The organism is Paraburkholderia sp. FW306-02-B (genome assembly GCF_058782725.1).
The window spans coordinates 1,020,877-1,045,419 of record NZ_JBYSXZ010000002.1; the positions used below are offsets into that span (position 1 = coordinate 1,020,877).

The window sequence follows — 24,543 nt, forward strand, 5'->3', positions numbered from 1 at the left end:
GGCCGAACCCGGAAATCCAGGCGCCACCAGCGATCCTCCCATGCCGCGCCCAGCATCAAACTTCCGTGGCCGACCATGAGCTCCCAATCAAGGCCCCGCGGCGCGAACGGCTCGTATGGAGTCAATCGGTCGTTTGGGAATCTTCGACTTTACCGTTTTAACTCCGCGCCTAAGGCTTACGATTGCAAGTGCTACGGGAGCGATTTTTGCTGTGCCGGGGTATCGTCGGGCGCATCGCACGCCGTAAACAGCTATTCGCGCTTTGTCGATGACTTGTGTTAGCGAGTCTTAGGCGGAAGCTGAAAACGGCCGGTAGTTCGACGGGCGGAGCGGTGTTGCTAATTCATTCCACTCCGACGAGGAGACGACAATGATGACGATGGCTTTGGGCCTGCGGTTAGCGTCGGCAGCTGTGTTGGCGATCGGCCTCGCCGGGTGCGGCGGTGGCGGCGATTCGGCCGGTACGGATGCCGGTGCATTGGGAGCATCGGCACAGGCGAAGGCGTTAGCCGCCACGTCGAGCCCTACCGCGGACGCGTCCAGGATCGAAAAACTTCAGCGCTATCAGATTGACCCGACGAAGGTCTTCGTCGCGGGTATCTCGTCTGGCGGTTTCGCGGCAGTGCAGATGCACGTTGCCCACTCTTCGACCTTCAAAGGGGCCGCTGTCTACGCTGGCGGAGTGTACTGGTGTGCCGCCGCCGGAGGAGCCGCGACAGCTTTGGCAAACTGCGGCGGCTTGACGCTTCCGTCGAATCAGGCGTCGTACAACAGCACGCTTGTGGCATCCGAGACGTACCTGGACGCGCAATCGTCCCTCGGCACCATCGACCCGGCGACGAATCTGCGTGGACAGCCCGTCTACCTCTGGTCCGGCACGCAAGACCAAGTCGTTAATCCGCTCGAGATGGCCGACCTCAACTCGGAATACCAGCGTTATGAAGCCAATGTTCACTTCGACAATTCGTTTCCCGCCGAGCACGGCTGGGAATCGCCTGACGGCGAACTTGCATGCGGCACGCTCGGGAGTCCCTACATGGTGCGCTGCTCGGCGAATGGCGCAGTCTACGATTCAGTAAAAACGTGGCTGACGATGTTCCTCGGCCCATTGAAACCGCGCAACAACGGAAAGCTGTCGGGTACGCTGTCCGCATTCGATCAAACGGAGTTCGGGGCGTCGCCAAACCTTTCTATGAGTTCGACTGGGAGCGTTTTTGTGCCCAAAGCCTGCGCGCAAGGGAACAAGTGCGGATTCGTGCTCGCCCTCCACGGCTGTCTGCAGGAGGCTTCACTTATCGGCAACCGCTGGGTCACCGAGGCGGGCATCAATGAATGGGCCGACACGAACAAACTGGTGGTCTTGTATCCCGACACGATTGCGTCGTCTGCGCCAGGACCGACGAACCCGAATGCATGCTTCGACTGGTGGGGCTACTCCAATCAATACGACCCGAACTACGCACTCAAGAGCGGCTTGCAGATGTCGGTGCTCTACGCGATGGTGCAGCGCGTGACTGGCCGACCGTAGGGCCGTCGTGGCACGGTTAGAATCGGGCGGCCGGTCGCCGCTGGAAGCACGGCTTATCAGGGTGCCAGATGGATGAAGGTGGGACCGTCGAGCGCCGGCTTTTGACGTTCAACAAACGGAGGTTTCGGGGCATTCCATTCCCTCCTGCCACTGTATCGTCAACCGCGATCGCTTAATGGCCGATCACTGCCCATGCCGCGCCTCACGTCGAAGTCACGGTACCGCCGAGGATGCTCATCAGAGTCCTCGCGTTCCGCTGTCCCTGGTCCTCGCAATTATTGATCTATACACCGATAAGTGTTATCGAGGTTAACGCAGACCGTGATCGACCCGTCTGAGTCATTCAGGCGCGATCTACCTCCGTTCGCTTCCGAACCGACTTCGGCCGATCGTCGAGCAGATCGTGAGCCAGTCCGTGACCTTGAAAAAGTAACGCTCTTTCTTCACGTTCATGACGAAACTGGCAAGAGGCCTGCCGCTTTGGCGGCAAGCCAGGCTTCAGTCAATGAGATCGGCACCTGTCGTAAGGACAATCTTTCCAAAGTGTGTGCCGGAATCGATCAGCTCGTGAGCGCCGCGAGCATCGGCAAGCGCAAAGGTCTTGTAGACAACCGGCTTTATCTTGCCGCTCTCGATGTGCGGCCACACCTGCCGCTCAAGTTCATTGATGATCGTCGCCTTGTCCGCGGATGTGCGCGATCGCAATGTTGAGCCCATATGCGTTAAACGTTTCGTCAACATCGGCAAGATGTTGAGATCCTTCGCCGGCCCCTTGATCACGCCCACCTGGAGGATCCGTCCGTCCACGGCCGCGGCGTCATAGTTTCTAGCTACGTAGTCGCCGGCAATGATGTCGAGGATCACGTCGACGCCTCTTCCATCGGTAAACCGCTTCGCTTCGGCGACGAAATCTTGCTCGCGGTAATCTATCGCGAGGTCTGCGCCTAGCGCGAGGCTGGCCTCCCGATGCGCCTGCGAGCCAACTGTCGTGATGATTTTCGCAGCGCCGAATGCCTTCGCCAGCATGGTCGCCGTGGTGCCGATACCTGACGCGCCACCATGGATCAACACCGATTCGCCGGCAACCAGCTTGCCGCGCTGGAACAGGTTCAGCCATACCGTCATAAACGTTTCGGGCATGGCCCCCGCTTCCACCAACGTCAGGCCTTTGGGGATATGCATCGTGTTGCAGGCGTACGCGACGGCATATTCTGCATAGCCACCGCCGGGAATCAATGCACACACCAGTTCGCCGATCCGGAATTGGGACACGTCGGAGCCGACGGCAACCACTTGACCTGCCACTTCCAGCCCTGGAATGTCCGAAGCGCCGGGGGGCGGATCATATAGCCCTTTGCGCTGGAAAACGTCTGGACCGTTCACGGCAGCCGCGTGGATGCGGATCAGAACCTGATCGGCGGCCGGCATCGGCACAGGGCGCGTAGTCGGCACCAGGACCTCAGGACCGCCGGGCTGTTTGATCTCAATGGCCACCATGGACGACGGCACACGATAAGTTGAAGCAGACATGGATACCACTCCTTCGATTGATGAGGCTCGATTGATCCGGTCGGATCACTGAACGAGGAACTCTTGCGCTCAGTATAGGAGTCGACATTGATGAATCTGCGCGGCATTATTCACGTGGTCCGATGCAAATTTGCATCAGGGAGGGCGGCACGATGAACTGGGATGACGCGCGAGTGTTTCTCGCGGTGGAGCGCGAAAAAACGCTCCGCGGAGCGGCCAGGACGCTCAATCTCGATCAGGCGACGGTCGGCAGACGGATTGCGGCACTAGAGCACGCCCTGCGCGCAACGCTCTTCCTGCGCACCTCTGAGGGTTACGCGTTGACCGCCGCAGGCGAAACCGCGCTGAGATCAGCGGAGAAAATGGAACACTCCGCACACGAACTCGTCAGACAAACTCAAGGTACGGATACACGGCTGGCGGGGGACGTAAGAGTCACCAGCACCGACTCGATCGCGCTCGATTTCCTGCTTCCCGCGATCGAACGCCTGCATGCTGCGCATCCTGAAGTGCGCGTCCTGCTGGACACGTCGACGCGCATGCTAAATCTGGCAAAGCGTGAAGCGGATATCGCGGTTCGGTCAGTCAGGCCGGACAATCCCGATCTGATCGCGCGGCGCCTTGCTCGCTGGCCCATGGCGCTCTTTGCATCGAATGCCTATCTCGAGCAGCACGGCAAGCCCGCCGCCGGCTCCGCATTCGCGGGCCACGATCTTGTCGTCTATCAGGGAAACTGGACCGGTAATCGATCACCGACTCTTGCTGGCGAACCGACACACGCGGGGCGCATCGTTTCGACCTTCAATTCCAGCCTCATGCTGCGTACTGCGGTAAAGGCCGGCCTCGGCATCGGTGAGCTTCCGATACATCTGGCTGAACACGACGGCCTCGTGCAGATATGGCCGGAACCCGCACGTGGGGCGGTCTACGAAATCTGGCTCGTCACGCATCAGGACCTTCGGCATACCGCGCGCATCGCGGCAATGATTGAGGGCATCGTCTCCGCGTTCGAAGATCACACCAACCACACAAAATAGTCACGCACGACCTGGGGGCGGCTGCTGCGTGTCGCGTACATGCCCGAGCGGCCGATTTACGCAGCATGTCAGCCGTTCAACTCGACATCGCGACTGTTGCCTCATGGCCGGTCGCTGCCTGTCGCCGGTCGGCGGCAGTCGACCCGGAGCAGTCTCTCTACGGACTCCAAATCGGTTACCGGTCCGTACATCAGCAATTACTCGCGCTATGCGTTCGGCGGTTTGGTTACGCATGCGCGAGAAGCCTATCGGAGTTCTGGTTGAAAGCTAGTGAGCCAATTTCTCGTACAGTGACGCGATATTGTCGCCGTAGTTTGGTATTGGCTTGAGTCCTACACGTATGAAACCAAGCGACTCATAGTACGCGCAATGGCCGAATATCTGCCTCCGCCCCCCGCATGACATCCGTTGTACCGGCTTGTGGCAGTTAGCAAACGACCAAAGCATCTGTCGATCAGAAGCACAATCCGATATTGCGGTCTGTGACGTGCCATTAGAATCAGGCAGAAGGTGTTTTGACTATGAAAGATAGAGGAAAGAGAAATGACAACGGTTAGGTTGCATCGTCAAGTCTGCGCGTTCATTGATGTACTCGGAGGAGCCCGCCTGTTTAAAGGCAAGGATCGTCATCGAGCTGGAGAGTTTTTTTCATGCCTGGAGACCTTTGAGCAACGTATGAATGGATGGTCCAGGCATTTCCCGAGAAAGCGCCAAACACGGGCGATGGTCAAAACGTTCAGTGACAATATTTTTGTAGCGTTTCCGCTTCGATCAAATCGCCAGTTAAGCGACGAGCAGGTTGTCGCGCTGTTCCTCGGAGAGCTCACAGACCAGATAACTCAACTAACGCTCTTGTCGGGATTCCCAATGCGGGGGGCTGTTACCGTCGGGCCGCTGATGTTCTCAGAAAAATTCCTATTCGGTCCGGCGCTGGTCGAGGCTGTTGAGCTGGAAAAAGCGGCCCTGTTTCCAAGAATACTGCTGAGTAAATCAGTTCTCCAATATATCGAACCTGACAGCCTGTACCATTCGTTAGTATTGCGAGATGCAGATGGCTATGCTTTCCTGGACTATCTCGGGAGAAAGATACATTTTCCGTCATCACTGGAATGGCATCGTCAATTCGTTCAAAACGGACTAGCGGAAAACGCTTCTCGTGTTCGTGAGCGTCAAAAGTACGAATGGCTCGCTCAGTACCACAATTTTCACGCAATGAAGGCTGGAGCGCCGGACCAACGCGTTGTCATAGATAGAGCCACAGCGTTCAAGCCTTATGGGGACGACACGGCGATTGCTGCGTAGATCGATAGGCGCCGGTCAATGTCTGCAACTATTAGCGAAACCTCTGAAGAGAATTCATAACGCTGCCGAGCAATCAAGGGTTATGCGTGCGCTAACTGTCCGCCTTCAATCGACTTCGATCGCAGTTTGTGTTGGGAAGCGGACATTCGTTGATGTTGTCGCCACGTCTACCGCCAATGACCGCAATGGCCGACGACCGGGCCGGCGCCGGTCGCGCTCGCAACGACTCAAATTCGGCCAATCCGGCCGGACACCGAAGAGGCAGAATGTCGGTCAATGTCTGCTATCGAGTGTCCTGCCGTTCGGCTCTAGCCGATCGTCTGTCGCCCTGTGCGACAGCCAGCCCTCGAACTGCACCGCTGGCACGATGACGACCAGGCGCGTTTCGTCGCCAGGCCTGTGGAACCTCTTCATCACACGGACCGGTGCGGCTGAAGCAAAGCCAGCACGGCGCCGAAGACAAGCGCGCCCGCCACGCAGTAGATGCCGGCGTTCGTGCTATGTGTCACGTCCTTCATCCAGCCGATGATCGACGCGCTAACGAACCCGGCCAGGTTGCCGATCGAATTGATCATGCCGATGGCCGCGGCAGCCGAGCTACCGGCGAGAATCGCACTCGGATAGGTCCAGAACACAGGCATCGTCGCGAGCATGCCGGCTGTGCCGACGGTCAGCGCAACCATCGCGAGCGGAATGTTGCCGGTCAGTTGCGTGCTGGCGAACAGGCCCGCGCCGGCGAGCACGGCGGGCACCGCGAAGTGCCAGCGCCGCTCGCCCGAGCGGTCTGCGCTGCGAGCCACGAGGAACATGCTCGCGACAGCGCACGCATACGGAATGGCGGTCAGCAGGCCCACATCGAGTGCGGTGCGCACGCCAGTCGCCTTGATCAGCGTCGGAAGGTAGAAGCTGATTCCATAGAGACCCATCATGCAACAAAAGTAGATGACTGCCATCTTCCAGATACGGGCGTCGGTGAACACTCCGGCGAGCGAACCGTGAGTCTTGCCCGCGCTGTCCCGTTCGATGTTCACCTCCAGCACGCGCTTTTCTTCGTCCGTGAGCCAGTTCGCCGAGCGTATGCCGTTCGGCAGACAGCACAGCGTTACGACGCCCAGCACCGCCGAGGGAATCGCCTCGAGCAGAAAGAGCCATTGCCAGTTCGACCAGCCACCCACGCCCTGGAGCACGGTCATGATCCAGCCGGACAAGGGGCCGCCCACCACGCCGGCAATGGGGATGCCCATCATGAAGAGCGCGTTCATGCGCCCGCGCCGCTCGGCCGGAAACCAGTAGGTCAGGTAAAGGACGATGCCCGGAAAGAAGCCCGCCTCCGCCACGCCGAGCAGGAATCGCATCACGTAGAAGGCCGTCGGCGTCTTAACGAACAGCGACCCTGCCGAGATCACCGCCCAGGTAATCATGATCCGCGCGATCCAGACCCGCGCGCCCACGCGATGCATGATGATGTTGCTCGGAACCTCGAAGAGGAAATAGCCGATGAAGAAGATGCCCGCACCAAGACCGTACACGGTCTCGCTGAAGGCCAGGTCATTGAGCATCTGAAGCTTGGCGAAGCCCACATTTACGCGGTCGAGATACGCCGCGACATAGCACACGAACAGGAACGGCAAGAGCCGCCAGGCGGCTTTCGAATAAGCGCGGGTTTCGACCGTGGCACGGTCGAGCGCGTCGTCGTTGGGTTTGGCGATGATATTCATGTCTCCAGTCTCTCTTTTCTGATGCGATACGGGTTGCCGCGGCGCACGGCGTGCGCCGCGCGGCGAAGTGGGAATGCTTCGGTCGAACACCTGCAAATGAAGGCTTGGTGGCAGTGACGGACCGTCTGGCGTGCGCTGAACGTGTGCGCAGTTCAGTCGATCGCTTCGCCGACGATTTCGATCCAGTGGCGCACCTGCGTGCGTCCGCCCGCGCCCAGATGCGTCTGGCAACCGATGTTGGCCGTGGCGATCACGTCTGGCTTGCCGCTTTCGAGCGCGTCGAGTTTGTTGTCGCGCAGCGTGCGGGCAAGCTCGGGCTGCGTGAACGAATAGGTCCCCGCCGACCCGCAACACAGGTGCGCGTCGGGAACAGGCGCGAGGTCGAAGCCAAGGCGGCCGAGCACGCCCTCGACCGAGCCGCCGAGTTTTTGCGCATGCTGCAAGGTGCACGGGCAGTGAAAAGCGACGCGCTTGTCGGCCTTGATCCGCAACTCTTCGAGCGGCGCATCGGCGAGGACTTCGCCGAGATCGCGTGCCATTTCGCTGATGCGGCGAGCCTTGTCGGCGTATGCCGGGTCGTCGCGCAGCAGGTGGCCGTACTCCTTGACAAACGCACCGCAACCGCTCGCCGTTTGGATAATGGCTTCCGCGCCCGCGCGCACCTTGGGCCACCATGCATCGATATTGCGGCGCGCTCGCACAAGCCCCGCTTCCTGGGCGTTCAGGTGATAGTCGGTCGCGCCGCAGCAGCCGGCCTCCGGTGCTGCTTCGATGCTGATACCGAGCCGATCCAGCACGCGCGCGGCGGCCGCGTTCGTATTCGGCGAGAGCGAGCGTTGCGCGCAGCCTTCGAGCATCAGCATGCGACGTGCATGGCGCACAACGGGCCGTTCAAGGGCAACCCGGGCGTGAGGAGGAATCTTCTCACCGAGTGCCGCGGGGAGAACAGGCCGCATCATTTTCCCGACCTTCAGCAGCGCGCCGAACGTCCTCGCGCGCGGGATCACATGGCGCAGGCCCGCACGCAGCGCGCGGTCGGCGACGGGCCGCTCGACCCGCCGTTCCAGCATCTCGCGTCCGATGTCGAGCAGCGCGTGATACGTGACGCCCGACGGACAGGTCGTTTCGCAGTTGCGGCAAGTCAGGCACCGGTCGAGATGCAGTTGCGTCTTGTCGGTGACCGGCTCGCCTTCGAGCATCTGCTTGATCAGATAGATGCGTCCTCGCGGGCCGTCGAGTTCGTTGCCGAGGAGTTGATACGTCGGGCAGGTCGCGTTGCAAAAGCCGCAGTGCACGCACGATCGGAGGATGTCTTCCGCTTCCTTCGCGCGCGCGAGCGATTTTGCTTCGTCGCTGAGATTCGTTTGCATGATCGTGATCGCTTCAATAATCGGCGTACATGCGCCCGGGATTGAACATGCCGTGCGGATCGAGGCGTTGCTTGAGCTGCCGGTGAAAGCGCATCAGCGGCGCGGCAAGCGGATGAAACGGTTCGATGCCCGGCTGTGGCGTGAAGCAGGTCGCGTGGCCGCCCGCCGCGCTCGCGATCTGGCGAATTGCCTCGGCGGGCGCGTCGCTCTTGAGCCATCGCTGCGCGCCGCCCCAGTCGAGCAGCACGGCGCCCGGCAACTCTACGAGCGGCGTATTGTTCGGCAGCGACAAACGCCAGAGCGGGCGCGGATCGTCGAAGAAGGCGAGACGCTGCTCGCGCAGCGATTCCCAGAACTGCGGGTCGAGATTCTGGCCGCCGATACAATCGATCGCCGCGCGCACGGAGCCCGTGCCGCCCTCCAGACGCAGATGCAGTTTGCTATCCAGGTGGCACGCGCCGCCCACCGGCAACGCCGCCTTGCGCCATGCCGACAGTTTGCGCATCGCTTCGCTCGCTTCGATCGCGAGCGTGAGGCTGCGCGACTCGCGCGGCCTGGGCAGCACCTTCAACGACACTTCCGTGATGAGCCCGAGGCAGCCGAAGCTGCCGCCGATGAGGCGCGACACGTCGTATCCCGCCACGTTCTTCATGACTTGCCCGCCGAACCGAAGATGCTTCGCCTCGCCCGTAATGATCCGGCAGCCGAGGATAAAGTCGCGCACCGAACCGGCCCACGGCCGGCGCGGACCGGACAGGCCGCTCGCGACCGCGCCGCCTACGGTTGCGCCGCCGCCAAAGGTAGGCGGCTCGCAGGGAAGCATCTGGCCGGCTTCGTCGAGGATCGCGTTCACTTCGGCGAGCGGCGTGCCGGCGCGCGCGGTGATCACGAGCTCGCTCGGGTCATAGCTCACGATTCCGCGATGCGAGCGCGTATCGATTTCTTCCCCGGAGACGGGCCGCCCGAGAAACGCCTTGCTGTTGCCGCCGCGAATGGAGAGCGGTTTTTTTTCGGCGAGCGCGCTGCGAACCTGCTCGACGAGCCGCGCGCTGTCGTCGATGGAAATGAGGTCACGTCGCATCAGAAGCGCTCCAGTTCAGGAAAGGGCAGGGCTCCGTGATGCACGTGCATCGAGCCAAATTCGGCACAGCGATGCAGCGTCGGTACGTTCTTGCCCGGGTTGAGCAGGCCGTCGGGATCGAAGGCGGCCTTGACCGCGTGGAAAAACGTCAGTTCGTCGCTGTTGAACTGCGTGCACATCTGGTTGATCTTCTCGCGTCCGACGCCGTGTTCCCCCGTGATGCTGCCGCCTACCGCGACGCACAGTTCCAGGATGCGCGCGCCGATCGCTTCGGCGCGGTCCATCTCGCCGGGCGCGTTGGCATCGAAGAGGATCAGCGGATGCATGTTGCCGTCGCCGGCATGGAAGACGTTCGCCACGCGCAGTCCGTATTGCACCGACAACGCCGCGATGCCCCGCAGCACGCGCGACAGCTCGCGGCGCGGAATCGTGCCGTCCATGCAGTAGTAGTCGGGCGAGATGCGGCCGACCGCCGGAAACGCGTTCTTGCGGCCCGCCCAGAAGCGCTGGCGCTCGGCTTCGTTCTTCGCAAGGCGAAGGTGGGTCGCGCCCGCCGCGCGCAGCAGCGTTTCCACGCGCTCGCAGTCTTCCTGAACGTCCGATTCCGCGCCATCGACTTCGCACAGCAGAAGCGCTTCGGCATCGACGGGATAGCCCGCGTGGATGAAGTCTTCCGCCGCGCGGATCGCAAGGTTGTCCATCATCTCGAGGCCGCCCGGAATCACGCCGGCGCTGATGATCTGCGCGACCGCATTGCCGGCCTTTTCGATATCGTCGAAGCTCGCGAGCAGAACCTTCGCGCTCTGCGGCTTGGTGAGCAATTTCACGGTGACCTCGACCACGACGCCGAGCATCCCCTCCGAGCCGGTGAAGAGCGCGAGCAGATCGAAGCCGGGCGAGTCGAGCGCTTCGGAGCCGAGCGTGAGCCGCTCGCCGTCGATCGTCACGATCTCGACCTTCAGGATGTTGTGGACCGTCAGCCCGTATTTGAGGCAATGCACGCCGCCTGCATTTTCGGCGACGTTGCCGCCGATCGAACACGCGATCTGCGACGACGGATCGGGTGCGTAGTAAAGCCCGTGTGGAGCGGCCGCCTGTGAAATCGCGAGATTGCGCACGCCCGGCTGCACGCGGGCGGTGCCGGCTTCGACATCGATTTCGAGGATGCGGTTGAAGCGCGCCATCACGAGCAGGATGCCTTTTTCGAGCGGCAAGGCACCGCCGGAGAGTCCGGTGCCGGCGCCGCGCGCGACCACGGGCACGCCGTGCGCCGACGCGTAATTCAACAGCGTCTGAACTTCATCGACGGTGCCAGCCAGGGCGACGAGCATCGGCGTGATGCGATAGGCGGACAAGCCGTCACATTCGAACGGCCGCAGGTCTTCCTTCGAATGCAGAAGCTGTAGATCGGGAAGGAGCGCCCGCAGGTCGCGCACAATTGCGGCTTTGTCGTGGTTTCGAAGCGGACCGTCGAGCTTTTCGTCGTAAGCGTAGGTCATGCGATGTCTCCTGTGAGTCCGCGGCTTCTCACGAGCGTCGGATTGCTGCACGTTTTCCCGATTGTTCCGGGTCGGGGCAGCGATGTCGAATCGTTTTCCAGTGGTAATACCAGTTTTTTTAAGTGTGATTTTTTACCGTTATCGCTGAGGCGGCCTTGTACAAGGATCTCAGACGATCAGCCGCATGCTCGCGTGCTACCATCGAGCAGTGGTAATACCAGTGGTGAGCGCCATGAAAGAGACAGAACCGGAGGGTAAGCGGCAACTCGCGGACGTGGTCGTCGAGCGCATCGAGCGGCTGATCGTCGACGGCGTGCTGAAACAGGGGCAGACACTGCCGTCAGAGCGTCGCTTAACGGAAAAGCTAGGCGTGTCGCGAACCGCGCTTCGAGAGGGGCTGAAGATCCTGCGCGCGCGGGGGCTGATCGAAACATCGCAGGGGAAGGGTTCGTTCGTCGCGAAACTGACGGCCGAGCCAGCGCAAACGCCGCTGATGCATCTGCTGGGATCGCAACCGCGCACGCTCTATGACCTGCTCGAAGTGCGCGAGATGCTCGAAGCCGAATCGGCGCGACTCGCGGCGCTGCGCGGCACGCCCGCCGACTATATCCTGATCGCGCGACGGTACGACGAGATGGTTGCGGCCCACGCGCAGGAGACCGACGCATCGACGCATGCCCGGCTCGATCACGCGTTCCACCTCGCGATCTGCGAGGCGTCGCACAATCCAGTGCTCGTGCATACGCTCGCCACGTTGAACGATCTGATGCTGAGTTCGGTGTTCGCGTCGGTGAACAACCTGTATCACCGGCAACCGCAGAAGCGGGCTATCGACCGGCAGCACGCGCGGCTCTATAACGCGGTGACGGGCAAGCTGCCGGAGCAGGCGCGCCGGGCGGCGAGCCAGCATATCAGGAGCGTGCGCGAGAGCTTCGCAGAAATCGAACAGGAAGAGCAGCGGCTCGTGCGATCCACGTTGCGTCTTCAGGGGTGGACGTGAGGGTTAGCGCGAAAGACGTGGAGCCGCCGAGCCTTGCTGCAAGCGGCTCGGCAAGTGACTACCGCCAGATTTCGCACGATTCGTACGATTACCCCAAGACGCGAACGGAATGCACATGCACCGCCCAGAGGCTACGAAGTTCAATAGCGCCGTCGGTTATGCGTTGCTGAGAGGAATTTCGGGAATCCAGCCCGAATGGCTGTTCGGGGTTGGCAGGGAGCATTCGAATTTCTCGTAAGCCGCCGTTCGCGACCGGCAATGTCGCGGGTCGTTGAATGACGGCTCCGGCCGACGTCGGGACGACCACCCTCGGCGCTCGAACGTCTCTTACCAAGGTTGAGGAGACGTTCGAGGGTCGGTATCAACACGCTGGCCAATGCCCGAAAATGGCCGGACCAGGGCCCAGCCGCTTCGCCCTCGCGGCACGCACGGCCGCGCACTCTGTCGAGCTGAAGTGGTCGTCTCAACGCGATTTCCGTCGAAGTCGCCCGACCGGCCCTCGCCGGTGACACATTGAATTCGCGTCTCTAAACGCCTATCCAGCAAGGCCGGGCGGAGACGCGGGGACGGCCCGCCTGGAGGTGACACGTTTATCGTCGCCAGGTGACAGATCGAAACCGGTCTACGCCGGTCGTGTCAGGCAGGGCGTCCAAGTTGCCTCGATAGGAAGAACCAAGCCGGTTCGCGGTCCGGCACGGGCCCTTCAGGCCCTCTGCAGAATGTCCATCGACTTTTCGGCGTCGTCCAGCGAGTCGACCGCGAGATAAGCAATGAACTGTGTGCCGAGTACAGCGGCGGAAACGCCGCGGAGGTTGATCCCCCCCTCTGCCAACATCTGGGTCAATTGCGCGATGATCCCCAGCTGGTCCAGACCCATTACACGGACGGAGTGAAGGCTCGGGGTGACGGAGAACCCCACCTGTGTCGCGGCTTGGATCTCCCTGTCCCCCTGCAGCGGTGCGACAAACACGACCCCCTTGCCGGGTGCTTCCGGCGTGCGACGTGCGACAACGAACTGCAAGTCCACGCCAGCATCCCGCAAAGCGCTTAATACTTGCGCAAGCCCGCCTGGTTTGTCCTCGATGGTAGCTGCCCAAACATCGACGCGTTCCACGATCAGTTCCATGTCAGTCCCTCCTGCGTGATGCATCTCCCTATAAAAATCTACTTCACCAACGGCTCGCAAGCAAGGCCGGCAGCGTAAGCGACACACGCGAATGCCGGGAATCCCCGGACCGGCACTGCCAGGTTTGATGCTATGCAACGCCGGCACTGTGCGCCCAGGAAACCACCCGCTTCGGTTCGTCGTCATGCGACGCTTCTCCCTGCAAGCTGCCGATATAGTCGGCGCCGACCATCCAGTCGCGGCCGGAAAGCTGCGGCGTGCCAGTCCGCAAGGGATGCGGTACATGCATGGAAAACTCGCTTGCGGGACGGAACCAACGATTGTGCGCGACAACCTACGTCATTCTTCTCTCGCAACAACGTCGATCTGCCTGCGGAGTGGCGAGGTCAAGCTGGCTCACCAGATGAGTCGGGCGTTGGCTGCACGATGGGCCCGCTCGGTCCAACTGTCTCAGTTCGACCCACAACGGACTGTCGTCTCACTCCGAAACGGACGTTCAATACCCAGTACCAGCGACCCGAAGCGCCGTCCACTGCTGCTAACCGTAAACGTGCACTGGGATCACGTTAGCGCGTCCTGCGCTGTCTGGAAGATCGGCGCCGCGGGTCCGATTTGAAATGATCCCGCGCCGTGTAATCGGCAAGGCGGTTAGGCATGTCCCTCCGCGCCACTGTGTCGGAGTACAGCCTCAATAAAGGATTCGGTATTGAAGAACGGCTCCTTCTCCGTAAAGAGAATTGGTTCTTTCGCAGCAGCAGTAAATATCGGTTCAGCGACCATTCGGCCGCCCTCGCTCATTTCAGCGACAAGGGCCAGAGGGAGTTTGCCGCTTGTGATAAGGGCAGCCACGGCTTGCAGCCTGCAATGAACCGCAAACGCCTTGTAATGTTGCCCTTTAAAGAGACGCGCAACGCAGCTCGTCCGCCCCTCCCAATTCCGTTTCTCAGGCGGAAGGTTATGAACTTCGTGGCTCGCAAGAATCAAGTCCTCCACGGAGACAGCAACCGAGTTGAGGCGAGCGATCAGGTTCGCGGTGTCTTGATCCATGGACGTGCCTCACATGATGTTGAGCGACGCGCCCGAGCAGCGAGGCGCAGGCGACCCTCGGGAGGTGCGCCCACGCTTGCTGCAGCGGTGTCGTCACACTCGCTTAGAGCGCGGCGGCAACCGCGCGTCGACCGTTTCCCCGGCCGAGCAGGTCGTAGCGATCGAGATTCATGACCTTGTTCCACGCCGCTACGAAGTCGCGCACGAATCTCTCCTTCCCGTCGTCGCACGCGTAGACTTCGGCCAGCGCGCGCAATTGAGAATGCGCCCCGAAGACGAGGTCGGCAGCCGTCGCGGTCCACCTGGTCTTGCCCGTAGTGCGATCATTGCCCTCGTACACGTTCTTGTCCGAGACGGAAGGTCTCCACGCTGTGCCGATGTCGAGCAAGTTCACGAAGAAGTCGTTGCTCAACGTGCCCGGCTTGTCGGTGAACACGCCGTGCTTCGATTGCCCGTGGTTTGCACCGAGCATGCGCATGCCGCCGACGAGAACCGTCATCTGGGGCGCGGTCAGCTTTAAGAGGTTGGCCCGGTCCAGCAGACGGGTCTCCGGAGACAGGGGGTCTTCCGCTCGGAAATAGTTGCGGAACCCGTCGCCGATCGGTTCGAGCACATCAAAGATGCTCTCATCCGTCTGTTCCTGCGAGGCATCGGTGCGACCCGGCGCGAACGGGACGCTAATTTTGTATCCCGCCTTTCTGGCCGCTTCCTCGACGGCAGCGCATCCGCCGAGGACAATCAGATCGGCAAGCGAAACCTTCTTGCCGCCGGACTGCGAGCCGTTGAAGTCTTTCTGGATGCGCTCAAGCGCTGTCAGGACCTTTGCCAGCCGCGGCGGCTCATTGGACTCCCAATCCTTTTGCGGCGCCAGGCGAATCCGCGCGCCGTTGGCACCACCACGTTTATCGGTGCCACGGAAGCTGGCGGCAGCGCCCCAGGCTGTGGAAACCAACTCAGGGACGGACAAACCAGAGTCGAGGACCGTGCGCTTGAGGGCGACGATATCCTGTTCGCTGACCAGCACGTGATCGACGGGTGGTATCGGGTCTTGCCAAAGCTGCGCCTCCGGGACCCAAGGGCCCAAATAGCGTGAGCGGGGACCCATGTCGCGGTGAAGCAACTTGAACCAGGCTTTGGCAAACGCGTCCTCAAGCTGGTCTGGGTTGTCGTAGAAGCGCTTCGCAATCGGCCCGTAAATCGGATCCATTCGCAGCGACAGGTCTGTCGTCAGCATCGTCGGCGCGTGCCGCCTGGACGCCTCGTGTGCATCGGGCACAGTGTCGTTCGCCTCGGGATTCTTGGGCGTCCACTGCTTCGCGCCCGCAGGGCTCGTCGTCAGCTCCCACTCGTACTTGAACAGGTTCTCCAGAAACCCGTTGTCCCATGTGGTCGGATTGTTGGTCCATACGCCTTCAAGCCCGCTGGTAATCGCATCGGAACCCTTGCCGCTGCCGAACTTGTTCTTCCAGCCTAGGCCTTGCTCCTCGATCGAGGCGCCCTCTGGTCCCGGGCCGACATTCCCTACCGCCGGCGCAGCACCATGCGTCTTGCCGACCGTGTGGCCGCCCACGATGAGCGCAACGGTCTCTTCATCGTTCATGGCCATGCGGCCAAAAGTATCGCGGATGTCCTTGGCCGCAGCGAGCGGATCGGGGTTGCCCCCCGGTCCCTCGGGATTGACGTAGATCAGGCCCATCTGCACGTTGGCGAGCGGCTTGGCGAGTTCCCGGTCGCCGCTGTAGCGCTCGTCCCCCAGCCACGTGTCCTCCGGACCCCAAAAAATGTCTTCGGGCTCCCAGACGTCGGGCCGGCCAAAACCGAAGCCGAAGGTCTTGAAGCCCATCGATTCATAAGCCACATTGCCGGCCAAGATCAGCAGATCGGCCCAAGAAATTTTCTGGCCGTACTTCTGCTTGATGGGCCAGAGCAGCCGGCGCGCCTTGTCGAGATTGGCGTTGTCCGGCCAACTGTTCAGCGGCGCAAACCGCTGCTGGCCCTCGCCGCCGCCGCCGCGACCATCGGCGATGCGATACGTGCCGGCGGCATGCCAGGACATGCGGATGAACAAGGGCCCGTAGTGGCCGTAGTCGGCCGGCCACCAATCCTGGGATGTGGTCATGAGCTTGATGAGGTCCTGCTTCAGCGCCTCGACATCAAGACTCCTGAACTGTTCGGCATAGTCGAACTCCTCTTCCAACGGGCAGGACAGGTGCGAGTGCGTGTGAAGAACCGAAAGATCCAGCTGATTCGGCCACCAATCCTCGTTCCTCATCGGTCGGCCGACCTTTGGAGTTGGCGCGGGGATGGCAGGGCTTTCGCTTTCGCTAACACTTCCGGTGTGTCGCTTGTCAGACATATCATCCTCCATGGACCGTGGTAGCAAATTTTCGAGATGACACCTCCTGGTGTAGTTTTCTGCCGGCAGAAAATCAAACCTAGACCGTTGAAATTTAACGATCAATGCGATAGGGGAAAGCAATCGAATTAATCGCTAAAGCGGCGCGCAGTATGCTGGGGCTTGTGAGAGCTCCGCGTGCAAGCGTTCCGAGACGGTCTGCATCTCGGCGAGCGGTCGAGGTTCGACAAAGCGATCCAACAGCCAGCCGTTCTCGGTTTCCGTTCAGAATGTCGGAAAGAGGACGACGATAGGCTTGCGCGTACGGCTTCGGCTCACCGAAACCTCACCAATATAGGCCGAAGCGCGAGGTCGTGAAGTATGTCCCTTCGCGATGCGTTCGTGCATCCATCCAGTCCCGCATGGGGAGCGCCATGGAGAACACCAAAGTCGATCCCCGTCGCGCTACGCGCCGGAATTCCCTGAGAACCGGCGCAAGGTCTTCGACATAGTCGAGAGCCAGTGCGCACAAAATGTTGTCGAACGACTGATCGGAAAGCCAGTCGAGGGAGATGCAAGGTCGCCTGTCGTCGCCTCGACCGGAAGCGTGGCACATCGATGACGTGCAAGCTCGACCATTTTTGGTGTTACATCGAACGCGTGGACGGTTGCAACGCATCGCGCGAGATGCTCGCTGCATATACCGGGCCCGCATCCCGCATCGAGAACGTGCAAACCGTTGACATCGCCGAGAAGCGAGATTGTCGCGAGGCATTCGTAGAGCGCATTGTGTGGCTTTGTCGTAACGGCTTCTGCGTAGCGCTCGGCAAACTCGTCATACGCTTCACGTCCGATCGACTGCGTCGACCCATTCATGTCGGCCATGGGTTAGCTTTGGTTTCGTCGGAGGAGTTGCACCAGTTTAAAAACGATCTGAATGCCGATATCGAATGGCTGATTATGGCCGCATTGAGACGTCGCCATCGCGCGCGGCACCGGACGACTACCGGCTTGTGTTCCAACTGCCAGCCGACAGCGGTGAAACTCGCGAGTCGCTCCACGAACCGGCCGTCGCCGGTGACACATTTACTGTCGCAACGGCGACAGTTTTGACCGGTCTACGCCAGCCGTGCTTATTCGGCGAACAGGTCCGGACCAAACACTTCGTAGTGAATGCGGGCGTCATGGATGCTGAGCTCCTTTAGCGCGTCATGTTGCATGCGCATAAAGGGGATCGGTCCGCAGATGTAGTAATCGGCGTCCGGCAACAGGATCGAACTCTTGATCAGATTGACGTCGACGAAGCCTGCGTGATCGTAGTCACGGCCCTGAGTATCCTGGGGCAACGGCTCGTCATAAAACACCACCAGATGAAAATTGGCATGCGCTGCGGCTGTCTCACGCAGCCGGTCACGCATGGCATGCACCGCGCCGTTGCGAGCACCGTGGACAAATACCACCTGCCGCTGCGGATCCTGTATGGCCTTCTTGAGCATGCTGATCATCGGCGTCAGCCCCACGCCTCCGCTGATCAGCACGATAGGCGCCCTGGCGCTCACATCGATATGGAAACTGCCATATGGCGCGGCCAGCCTGACCTCGTCTCCGACATTGACGTGATCGTGCAACAGGCAGGAGACATAGCCTGGCGGGTACGAACCGCCGCTCTCGCGCTTGACCGAGATGCGGTAGCTGCGTCCGTTTGGCATATCCGAGAGGCTGTACTGCCGAATCTGCTGCAAACCCAGAGCCGGCACGTTCACGGCGATACTGGTGTATTGCCCGGGTTCGAAGTTGGCGACGGGTCCGCCATCGGCCGGTTCAAAAACGAAGGATGTGATGACGGTGCTTTCCGGCCGCTTCTCGCGAACGACGAAGGTGCGCCAGCCGGTCCAGCCGCCCAGTCTCTCCGCGGAGCCTTCGTATAACTCACTTTCCATCCCCATCAGCATGTCCGCCAGGTTGCTGTAGGCCTGTGCCCAGGCGGAAACAATATCCTCGGTCGCCGCGGTCCCGAGCACGTCCTTGATGGCGCCAAGCAGGTGCTCGCCGACGATCGGATAGTGCTCCGGCAGCACGCCGAGGCTCGCATGCTTGTTGGCAATGTTTTTCAGCACTGCCGTGAGGCTCGCGGGGTCCTCGATATTTTCCGCGTACGCATAGACGGCACGCGCCAGCGCCTGCTGTTGCTGCCCCTGTTCCTGATGTGCCATGTTGAACACATTCTTCAGTTCAGGATGGGTCTCGAACAGGCGCTGATAAAAGCGCTGGATGATGGGGTAGCCATATTCGGCCAGAACGGGCGCGGTGGCCTTAACGATGTCCTTCGTTCGCTGCGTCAGCATGACCTGGCCTCCTTCACAACGCTGGGGAGCACCCCAGCCTAGCTCAAGTCTAGACAACGATGGCGCGTTTGATGAGACCGAGTCGGCCCGGCTCGAGCCGAAAGCGGCGGCCGAGAGCATACTGGCATCGGTTGACGATATCTCCGTTGAACACGTCGGGGGGGCGAACATGCGCCTGATCGAAGCAGATGAACACAAAGATTTTCTCGCGACCTTGCAGCGCAACGGTTTGGCAGAAGGAGATTTCGATCTTCGGGAAGCCGACACGACAGATCCCAAGAGTGACGAGAACTGCGGTCTACAGGGCTATGTCTGCATAACCAGGCTATCGACGCAGGTTACGAAGGAATACCCGTTATGCGACGAAAGCGATTGGCTACAGCATTTCACGAGAGATCTCGACGCGGGCGTCTTCGGTTGACCGGAGTGAGATCCTGGGCGCCATCGAAATCCGTGACTTGCGCTACGCGAACGCGAGCACGAAATCGAACCGGGCCGCCTTGCGCCCGCCGTGGTCGTCGATCGTCATCAGCAGCCGGCGATCAAACAGGAAATCGCGAGCGTTGCGCTGCTCGCCCGGAAAGTAAAGTTGGGTCGTGAGGGTAGGCCCGTTCGGCGCTTGCACCGTCACATGGAAGTGTCGTGTGCGTCCCGGATACAGACCCGGCACAATGGTCTCGAGGCGGTAGCGTCCCTCGCTGTCGGCGAATTGGTGACCGCGTAGCCGGAACCCCTCGACGTCGTATTCCCCGGCGTCATTAGCGTGCCAGAAATCGAGCAAAGCGCCGGACACCGCCCTGCATCGTGTCGACAGCACCTGCCCGGTCAGGACGATCTTCGATCCATTGATCCCCGGTTCGAGCAACGATGCGCGTTGCGGCGAGTGCGGCAGGAAGAACGGGCCTGCCGTCTGCCGCGGCGTCGGTCCGTGACCGTCGTCGCAGGCGGGCGTCGGTGAAACTGCGTCGGCCCGGCCTTCGTCGGTTCTTCCGAGCGCCAACAGCAGCAACGTGGACGGCACCGCACCCGACCTGCGAAGAAAATCGCGCCGCCCCTGGTTCACACTTCGTGCGCGCATCGTGCACCCTCCTTGTTTCGCGCTCGATCGTCACGCCGCGCGATCCGTGCTGCGGAGTCGACGGGCGTCCGTGCGGGGCCCGTCGAAGTTAACAGAGCCTGCGCCAGTGCCAACCATGGTAAGCCGAAACTTCAGGTCGGGTGAGCCGGCCGCGAGGTCGCGAACTTCCGTCGCCGACCCACAAGAGACAGTCAACTTTCCCAATATCGGCCATTCGGAAGTTTCATGCACCAACGCCGTTCGATGGCGTTCGTTCCTCGAAAGCCCCTGCATTTGGACAAGGGCCGATCGGGCACATGACGATCACTGGTTTGTCAATAAACTCAGACGAATGCGGTATAGTCGGAACTCGATTGATTGACTGAGATTCTTGATGTGCGGAATGCCGCTCCACCGCTGCATCCGGACCTTTGGGACGGAAATCTCCGAATTCTGACGGCACCCCGAGTAGGCTTCATGTCATTGGAGAGGAAAGCGTTATGCGTCTTCGTTCTCTAGTCGATTCCCTGAACACGCAGGCCAGGGTCCTGGCACTGCTGCTGTTTGTGTGTGTGCCATTGTCGGCCTTGCTGATTTACGCCGCGATGGACCGGTACCGGCTATTGGAATCGCAGGAGGAAAAAGAAGCCCTGCAAATGGCACTGATGGCCGCGGCTAACCAAAGCGCAGTGATTACGCGCACGGCGCAGCTTCTTGAAGCGCTCGCAACAGACAAAGACATTCAGCATCGAGACTGGGCGCAGTGCAATAGAATCCTGCCCGGTTTCTTCGAGTACTTCAAAGCGTCCTATTCGATATTCCATGTGGCCGATACCACTGGCAAGATTGTCTGCAGCTCGAACGATCTAAATACGGCGGTGAGCATTGCCGATCGCAAAGACTTCAAAGATGCCGTGTCTTCCCGTCGATTCGTTGCCGGTGACATTAACCGCAGCCGCACGACCGGATTGATGAGCATTATGATGAGAGAACCGATCGTCGATCACGACCGCAACGTGTTCGCCGTCGTCACCGCTCAGGTTTCGGTCGACCAATTCAACCAGGCTTCTTCACACATCGAATTGCCGGACCTCGGCGAGATGATCATGACCGACCGCAACGACAAAATTGTCATGCGCAAGCCGGTCGGGGGCAACTGGGTCGGCGAACGTCTGCCTGACGGCCCTCTGTTGCGCGCGCTGCATTCCCACAAGAAAGGAATTCTTGAAACCGAAGGCTCAGATGGCGTTAAACGCATCTACGGCTTTGCCCGCGTTGGCAAAGCCGAGGAGAGCCAGATGAACGTAGTGGTGGGTTTCCCTGTCGCGATGATCAACGACGCTATCACGCGCAACCTTTACCAGAACATCGTGATATTGCTGTCGCTCGTTTTGCTCATATTGGGCGTGGCGTGGTTCGCAATAGACGCACTCGTACTAAGTAAGGTAAAGATCCTTGTCTATACCCTGGACAGCGTACGGAGCCGAGAAGCCCCCGCCCAAACCGCTTCCACGTCGGACGAGAACGACAAAACCAGTCGCGATCGCGCGATCGAAGAGGCGGCGGCGGAAATTGAGCACACGCTCAACCGGTTGCGCGAAGATTCCATTCGCGATCCCCTGACGTCTCTATATAACCGCCGCTACCTGGCGGAGTTGCTAAACCGGGAGTTAATGATGGCGCGGAGAAGGGGGGGGACTTTGGGCGTGATCTGCGCTGACATCGACCACTTCAAGCGCGTCAACGATACATTCGGCCACTCGGTCGGAGACGCGGTGCTGGTCGCCATCGCTAGTACCCTCATGCAAAATATTCGCGGCTCCGATGTTGCATGTCGGTTGGGTGGTGAAGAGTTCACCATTGTCATGCCGGGTGCCTCGTTGCAGGCCGCACACGCTCGGGCCGAGCAGATTCGCGAGGCCGTCGCGCAGTCTGACATCGAGCGCAACGGCAAGCATGTCGGGTCCATCACCCTATCGCTTGGGGTATCAGTCTTTCCCGACGACGGCAGGGATGCCGAATCCTTGCTGCGGGCCGCGGATCAAGCCCTCTATCACGCGAAAAGAACCGGCAGGAATCGGACAGCTACGATGTCCGAGTTACCGGCGGGCTCGCCGTTGAGGTAGGGCTACAACAGTACGTTGGCGCAGTGCACCCCGAGCGCGGCGCACCGTTGAACATGGGGCCTATTGTTACAGAGGCGTCCCGGCCGCGTTCCGGCGTCTGAACTGCCCGTTTCACTAGCGCGTTGACCGCCAGTGCGGGTCTCGGCGGTCAAGGGAACCCCATTTTGCAAAGCCTTTTCCAGCAAATCACAACGCAAGCGCAGTGCACTTGCAACTGGATGGCTCGACCGAACGTCTCTTCCTGGCCGACCTCTGCCCGACGCCGCCGCGTGCCTGAACCCCGACCCGCGCGTCGCGCAGGGGACTGTAGCCGACCCACAGCTGACTGTCATGGCAATCTATAGCGGACATAGACGGCGGCGATCCGGCTTCACCTGCAATTCGGGCTCGGAAAACTATTGAGGTAGCGGCCAGTGTCATCATAGAACTTGTCGATCGTCTCGCACATAATTCGCAGGGTGCCACACGCGCTGCTCCCGTGGGTCGGTCGTCGAGACGATGTCGATGGCTTCTTTGGATAACCAATAATGGAGAGCAGCCAATGCGGCAATCGAGACGAAAGGGTGATTTTATGAAATTCTGGAGACTGTGCGAGGCAATTGTTATTGCAATTTCGGTAATATCATTTTGTTCGGCAATTTACTTATCGTATTACTTTGTCAATTCGCGTTCGAAGGTGTCCGATCCTTCCCAAGGCAGAGTCTATATGCATGACGTCCATGGCCAGATTGCCTACCTTAACAAAAATGAATACCTCTCTCTGAATGGGTTGCTTTGGATTGCCGGCATTGGTTTCATAATTGGCATTGTTATCGATAGATCCAAACACCCCTTTCAGTGACGAGCTTTGGGTCATTTCGCATGTTTGCGTCTAGACAGATCCAGCGAGAATCCAGGCTCCTGTAGTGTGCTGCCTGTCGACGATGTACGTGAGGGTGTCGACCGGCCGTTCATGGCCGAAACAGGGCTATTGATCTTCTGCGACTGCCGTTCCGTTCGGGCGGATCAGCGAGTCGCCTTGAAAGACGTGATACGGCGACTCTTCGAGATCCATGTGATCGGGGACAGGTAATCCGTTTGCGCAATAGTCGACTTCCACGTAGCTCAAATTCCCCGAATCATCAGCAAACAGAATAATTTCCAGCGACCTTGATTCGCCCAACTTACTTCGGTCGCGGAAGTCCGCTTCAAACACTAATCCGTACCCGCGTCCCTCGGACGATAGTCTGGGAACCGTTTCGGGTGCATTCATCGACAATGCGAAGCTATTGCATCCACATTCGCAGAGTTCACCGATTTCGGCGTTCGCAAACTGCGCTGCGAGCGTCACGGGATTGGGAAATTGGCACCGGTTAAGGATGAAGGCAATCCAATACTCGGCACGGTGCAAATCGTTTTGCATTTTTCTCGATCCAGATGCTGCCGACTCTCCGTTCTTGACACCGGGCCCGCTAATGGGTGTTGACGATTTGAGCCTAGCCGTCGACTGGCCGCTCATGGCCGACCTCTGCCTGACGCGCGTGTATAAAATCGGCACCACTGGATTTATTTGTCTTCAATCCCAATCCATACAACGACGCGTCGCTCATCGCTTCTGATAGGTGCCGATCAGTTCCGCGTGCGTTAGCACGTGCCCCTGCATGGCCTTTTCAAGCGCTGCCTTACTGGGGCCCTTCAGATCAGGCAGTACGGTGTCGAGCGCATATAGCTTGTGAAAATAGCGGTGGCGTCCGACGGGCGGACACGGGCCGCTGTAAGCGGCACGCCTGAAATCATTGGTGCCTTCGAGTGTACCGCGCGGCAAAGCCTGCGCAGCAGCGCCATCGGGCAGGCTGGTTGCCGCCGGCGGGATGTTATAGAGCACCCAATGTACCCAGGTCATTTCTGGCGCGGCTGGGTTCGGCGCGTCAGGGTCGTCGACTATCAGCGCCAGGCTCTTTGTGTTCGCGGGCACGCCGGACCACGCAAGCGGCGGCGATACGTCGGCGCCCTGGCAGGTATGCTGTGCGGGAATCTCGCCGTTCTGTCGGAAGGCTTGCGACGTTAGGGTTAGGGTCATGATGCGCTCCTCGGCGGCAACGGTGGATGACAGCCCCGGTGTGAAGATCAACACGACGAGCGATAGCGTCGACAAGCAACGCGAGGTCCGCGCCCAGGCCGCTCTTTCAAAGCGTTTGAGGCGGGTGTCGGGCACTTTGAAGTCTCTCATCGTCACGCTCCGTACTCTGTTCGTGACGGGGCCGGTGATTGGTGCGCGCCCTGCTCGAGTCGCGACCGAAATCGAAGTGCGGCTCATATCGTGACATAAGTGCCACCCCAGCAAAGATGGCTGTGAACGATGATGACTGTCGCGCACGGGGCCGCGGGAAGTGCGACAAGGAGGAAGGCTATCACCGCTGTGAAAACTACCGCCACTGATTGTGAGTTGCGATATATCGCGCG

General features: G+C 60.3%; 23 protein-coding genes. 8 read left to right on the forward strand and 15 right to left on the reverse strand.

The annotated features are described in order from the left end of the window. Window positions 1-370 precede the first annotated feature (370 nt). On the forward strand, window positions 371-1,528 hold the full coding sequence (locus AC3WOG_RS25600; protein WP_492580679.1) for an extracellular catalytic domain type 2 short-chain-length polyhydroxyalkanoate depolymerase: 1,158 nt from the start codon (window positions 371-373) through the stop codon (window positions 1,526-1,528). A 498-nt stretch (window positions 1,529-2,026) separates the two neighbouring features. Here AC3WOG_RS25600 and AC3WOG_RS25605 read toward each other — a convergent pair whose 3' ends face one another. Next, the gene (locus AC3WOG_RS25605) at window positions 2,027-3,058 is read right to left on the reverse strand and encodes an NAD(P)H-quinone oxidoreductase (protein ID WP_492582447.1); all 1,032 of its coding nucleotides are present in this window, start codon (window positions 3,056-3,058) and stop codon (window positions 2,027-2,029) included. 152 nt (window positions 3,059-3,210) lie between these two features. Between AC3WOG_RS25605 and AC3WOG_RS25610 the strand changes: the two genes are divergently transcribed. Both AC3WOG_RS25610 and AC3WOG_RS25615 read left to right on the forward strand, forming a co-directional pair. Continuing rightward, window positions 3,211-4,095: a LysR family transcriptional regulator gene (locus AC3WOG_RS25610; protein WP_492580680.1), complete on the forward strand. Its 885-nt coding sequence runs from the start codon at window positions 3,211-3,213 to the stop codon at window positions 4,093-4,095. A 543-nt stretch (window positions 4,096-4,638) separates the two neighbouring features. Further along, complete coding sequence (locus AC3WOG_RS25615; RefSeq protein ID WP_492580681.1) at window positions 4,639-5,397, forward strand: hypothetical protein; 759 nt, start codon at window positions 4,639-4,641, stop codon at window positions 5,395-5,397. A gap of 413 nt (window positions 5,398-5,810) precedes the next feature. Here the strand turns inward: AC3WOG_RS25615 and AC3WOG_RS25620 are convergent, their stop codons facing one another. The 4 genes from AC3WOG_RS25620 to glcD form a co-directional block, all read right to left on the reverse strand. Further along, a complete protein-coding gene (locus AC3WOG_RS25620; RefSeq protein WP_492580682.1) occupies window positions 5,811-7,115 on the reverse strand; it encodes an MFS transporter in 1,305 nt (434 codons plus the stop codon). A gap of 152 nt (window positions 7,116-7,267) precedes the next feature. Next, a complete protein-coding gene (gene glcF / locus AC3WOG_RS25625; RefSeq protein ID WP_492580683.1) occupies window positions 7,268-8,485 on the reverse strand; it encodes a glycolate oxidase subunit GlcF in 1,218 nt (405 codons plus the stop codon). Window positions 8,486-8,498: 13 nt separating this feature from the next. Further along, the gene (gene glcE / locus AC3WOG_RS25630; protein WP_492580684.1) at window positions 8,499-9,566 is read right to left on the reverse strand and encodes a glycolate oxidase subunit GlcE; all 1,068 of its coding nucleotides are present in this window, start codon (window positions 9,564-9,566) and stop codon (window positions 8,499-8,501) included. Continuing rightward, window positions 9,566-11,065, reverse strand: coding sequence for a glycolate oxidase subunit GlcD (glcD, locus tag AC3WOG_RS25635; protein WP_492580685.1), 1,500 nt, complete (start codon window positions 11,063-11,065; stop codon window positions 9,566-9,568). Before glcD ends, glcE begins: the two co-directional genes overlap by 1 nt. A gap of 232 nt (window positions 11,066-11,297) precedes the next feature. On the opposite strand from glcD, the gene glcC reads away from it, so the two are divergent. Continuing rightward, the gene (gene glcC / locus AC3WOG_RS25640) at window positions 11,298-12,065 is read left to right on the forward strand and encodes a transcriptional regulator GlcC (protein WP_492580686.1); all 768 of its coding nucleotides are present in this window, start codon (window positions 11,298-11,300) and stop codon (window positions 12,063-12,065) included. A gap of 703 nt (window positions 12,066-12,768) precedes the next feature. On the opposite strand, the gene AC3WOG_RS25645 is transcribed toward glcC, so the two are convergent. The 6 genes from AC3WOG_RS25645 to AC3WOG_RS25670 form a co-directional block, all read right to left on the reverse strand. Further along, the gene (locus AC3WOG_RS25645) at window positions 12,769-13,191 is read right to left on the reverse strand and encodes an ACT domain-containing protein (RefSeq protein WP_492580687.1); all 423 of its coding nucleotides are present in this window, start codon (window positions 13,189-13,191) and stop codon (window positions 12,769-12,771) included. Window positions 13,192-13,321: 130 nt separating this feature from the next. Then, complete coding sequence (locus AC3WOG_RS25650) at window positions 13,322-13,480, reverse strand: hypothetical protein (protein ID WP_492580688.1); 159 nt, start codon at window positions 13,478-13,480, stop codon at window positions 13,322-13,324. Window positions 13,481-13,839: 359 nt separating this feature from the next. Continuing rightward, window positions 13,840-14,238 (reverse strand): hypothetical protein, encoded by a 399-nt coding sequence (locus AC3WOG_RS25655; RefSeq protein ID WP_492580689.1) that lies wholly within the window; start codon window positions 14,236-14,238, stop codon window positions 13,840-13,842. Window positions 14,239-14,341: 103 nt separating this feature from the next. Next, window positions 14,342-16,510, reverse strand: coding sequence for a catalase/peroxidase HPI (gene katG, locus AC3WOG_RS25660; protein ID WP_492582448.1), 2,169 nt, complete (start codon window positions 16,508-16,510; stop codon window positions 14,342-14,344). Between the two features lie 409 nt (window positions 16,511-16,919). Further along, a complete protein-coding gene (locus AC3WOG_RS25665; protein ID WP_492580690.1) occupies window positions 16,920-17,105 on the reverse strand; it encodes a hypothetical protein in 186 nt (61 codons plus the stop codon). Beyond that, window positions 17,039-17,308 carry a class I SAM-dependent methyltransferase gene (locus AC3WOG_RS25670; RefSeq protein ID WP_492582449.1) on the reverse strand — a complete coding sequence of 90 codons (270 nt, stop codon included), beginning with the start codon at window positions 17,306-17,308 and terminating at the stop codon, window positions 17,039-17,041. The genes AC3WOG_RS25665 and AC3WOG_RS25670 overlap by 67 nt, the downstream gene beginning before the upstream one ends. On the opposite strand from AC3WOG_RS25670, the gene AC3WOG_RS25675 reads away from it, so the two are divergent. Continuing rightward, complete coding sequence (locus tag AC3WOG_RS25675; RefSeq protein ID WP_492582562.1) at window positions 17,192-17,686, forward strand: hypothetical protein; 495 nt, start codon at window positions 17,192-17,194, stop codon at window positions 17,684-17,686. The genes AC3WOG_RS25670 and AC3WOG_RS25675 overlap by 117 nt on opposite strands. A 20-nt stretch (window positions 17,687-17,706) precedes the next feature. On the opposite strand, the gene hmpA is transcribed toward AC3WOG_RS25675, so the two are convergent. After that, complete coding sequence (gene hmpA, locus AC3WOG_RS25680; RefSeq protein WP_492580691.1) at window positions 17,707-18,918, reverse strand: NO-inducible flavohemoprotein; 1,212 nt, start codon at window positions 18,916-18,918, stop codon at window positions 17,707-17,709. A 169-nt stretch (window positions 18,919-19,087) separates the two neighbouring features. On the opposite strand from hmpA, the gene AC3WOG_RS25685 reads away from it, so the two are divergent. Further along, the gene (locus tag AC3WOG_RS25685) at window positions 19,088-19,339 is read left to right on the forward strand and encodes a transcriptional regulator (protein ID WP_341315773.1); all 252 of its coding nucleotides are present in this window, start codon (window positions 19,088-19,090) and stop codon (window positions 19,337-19,339) included. Window positions 19,340-19,381: 42 nt separating this feature from the next. On the opposite strand, the gene AC3WOG_RS25690 is transcribed toward AC3WOG_RS25685, so the two are convergent. Beyond that, the gene (locus AC3WOG_RS25690) at window positions 19,382-19,996 is read right to left on the reverse strand and encodes a dioxygenase family protein (RefSeq protein ID WP_492580692.1); all 615 of its coding nucleotides are present in this window, start codon (window positions 19,994-19,996) and stop codon (window positions 19,382-19,384) included. A gap of 479 nt (window positions 19,997-20,475) precedes the next feature. Between AC3WOG_RS25690 and AC3WOG_RS25695 the strand changes: the two genes are divergently transcribed. After that, a complete protein-coding gene (locus AC3WOG_RS25695; protein ID WP_492580693.1) occupies window positions 20,476-22,101 on the forward strand; it encodes a sensor domain-containing diguanylate cyclase in 1,626 nt (541 codons plus the stop codon). Between the two features lie 967 nt (window positions 22,102-23,068). On the opposite strand, the gene AC3WOG_RS25700 is transcribed toward AC3WOG_RS25695, so the two are convergent. Both AC3WOG_RS25700 and AC3WOG_RS25705 read right to left on the reverse strand, forming a co-directional pair. After that, window positions 23,069-23,503: a hypothetical protein gene (locus AC3WOG_RS25700; protein ID WP_492580694.1), complete on the reverse strand. Its 435-nt coding sequence runs from the start codon at window positions 23,501-23,503 to the stop codon at window positions 23,069-23,071. A gap of 183 nt (window positions 23,504-23,686) precedes the next feature. Then, window positions 23,687-24,160, reverse strand: coding sequence for a YbhB/YbcL family Raf kinase inhibitor-like protein (locus AC3WOG_RS25705; protein WP_492580695.1), 474 nt, complete (start codon window positions 24,158-24,160; stop codon window positions 23,687-23,689). On the opposite strand from AC3WOG_RS25705, the gene AC3WOG_RS25710 reads away from it, so the two are divergent. After that, on the forward strand, window positions 24,159-24,404 hold the full coding sequence (locus AC3WOG_RS25710; protein ID WP_492580696.1) for a hypothetical protein: 246 nt from the start codon (window positions 24,159-24,161) through the stop codon (window positions 24,402-24,404). The genes AC3WOG_RS25705 and AC3WOG_RS25710 overlap by 2 nt on opposite strands. Window positions 24,405-24,543: the final 139 nt, after the last annotated feature.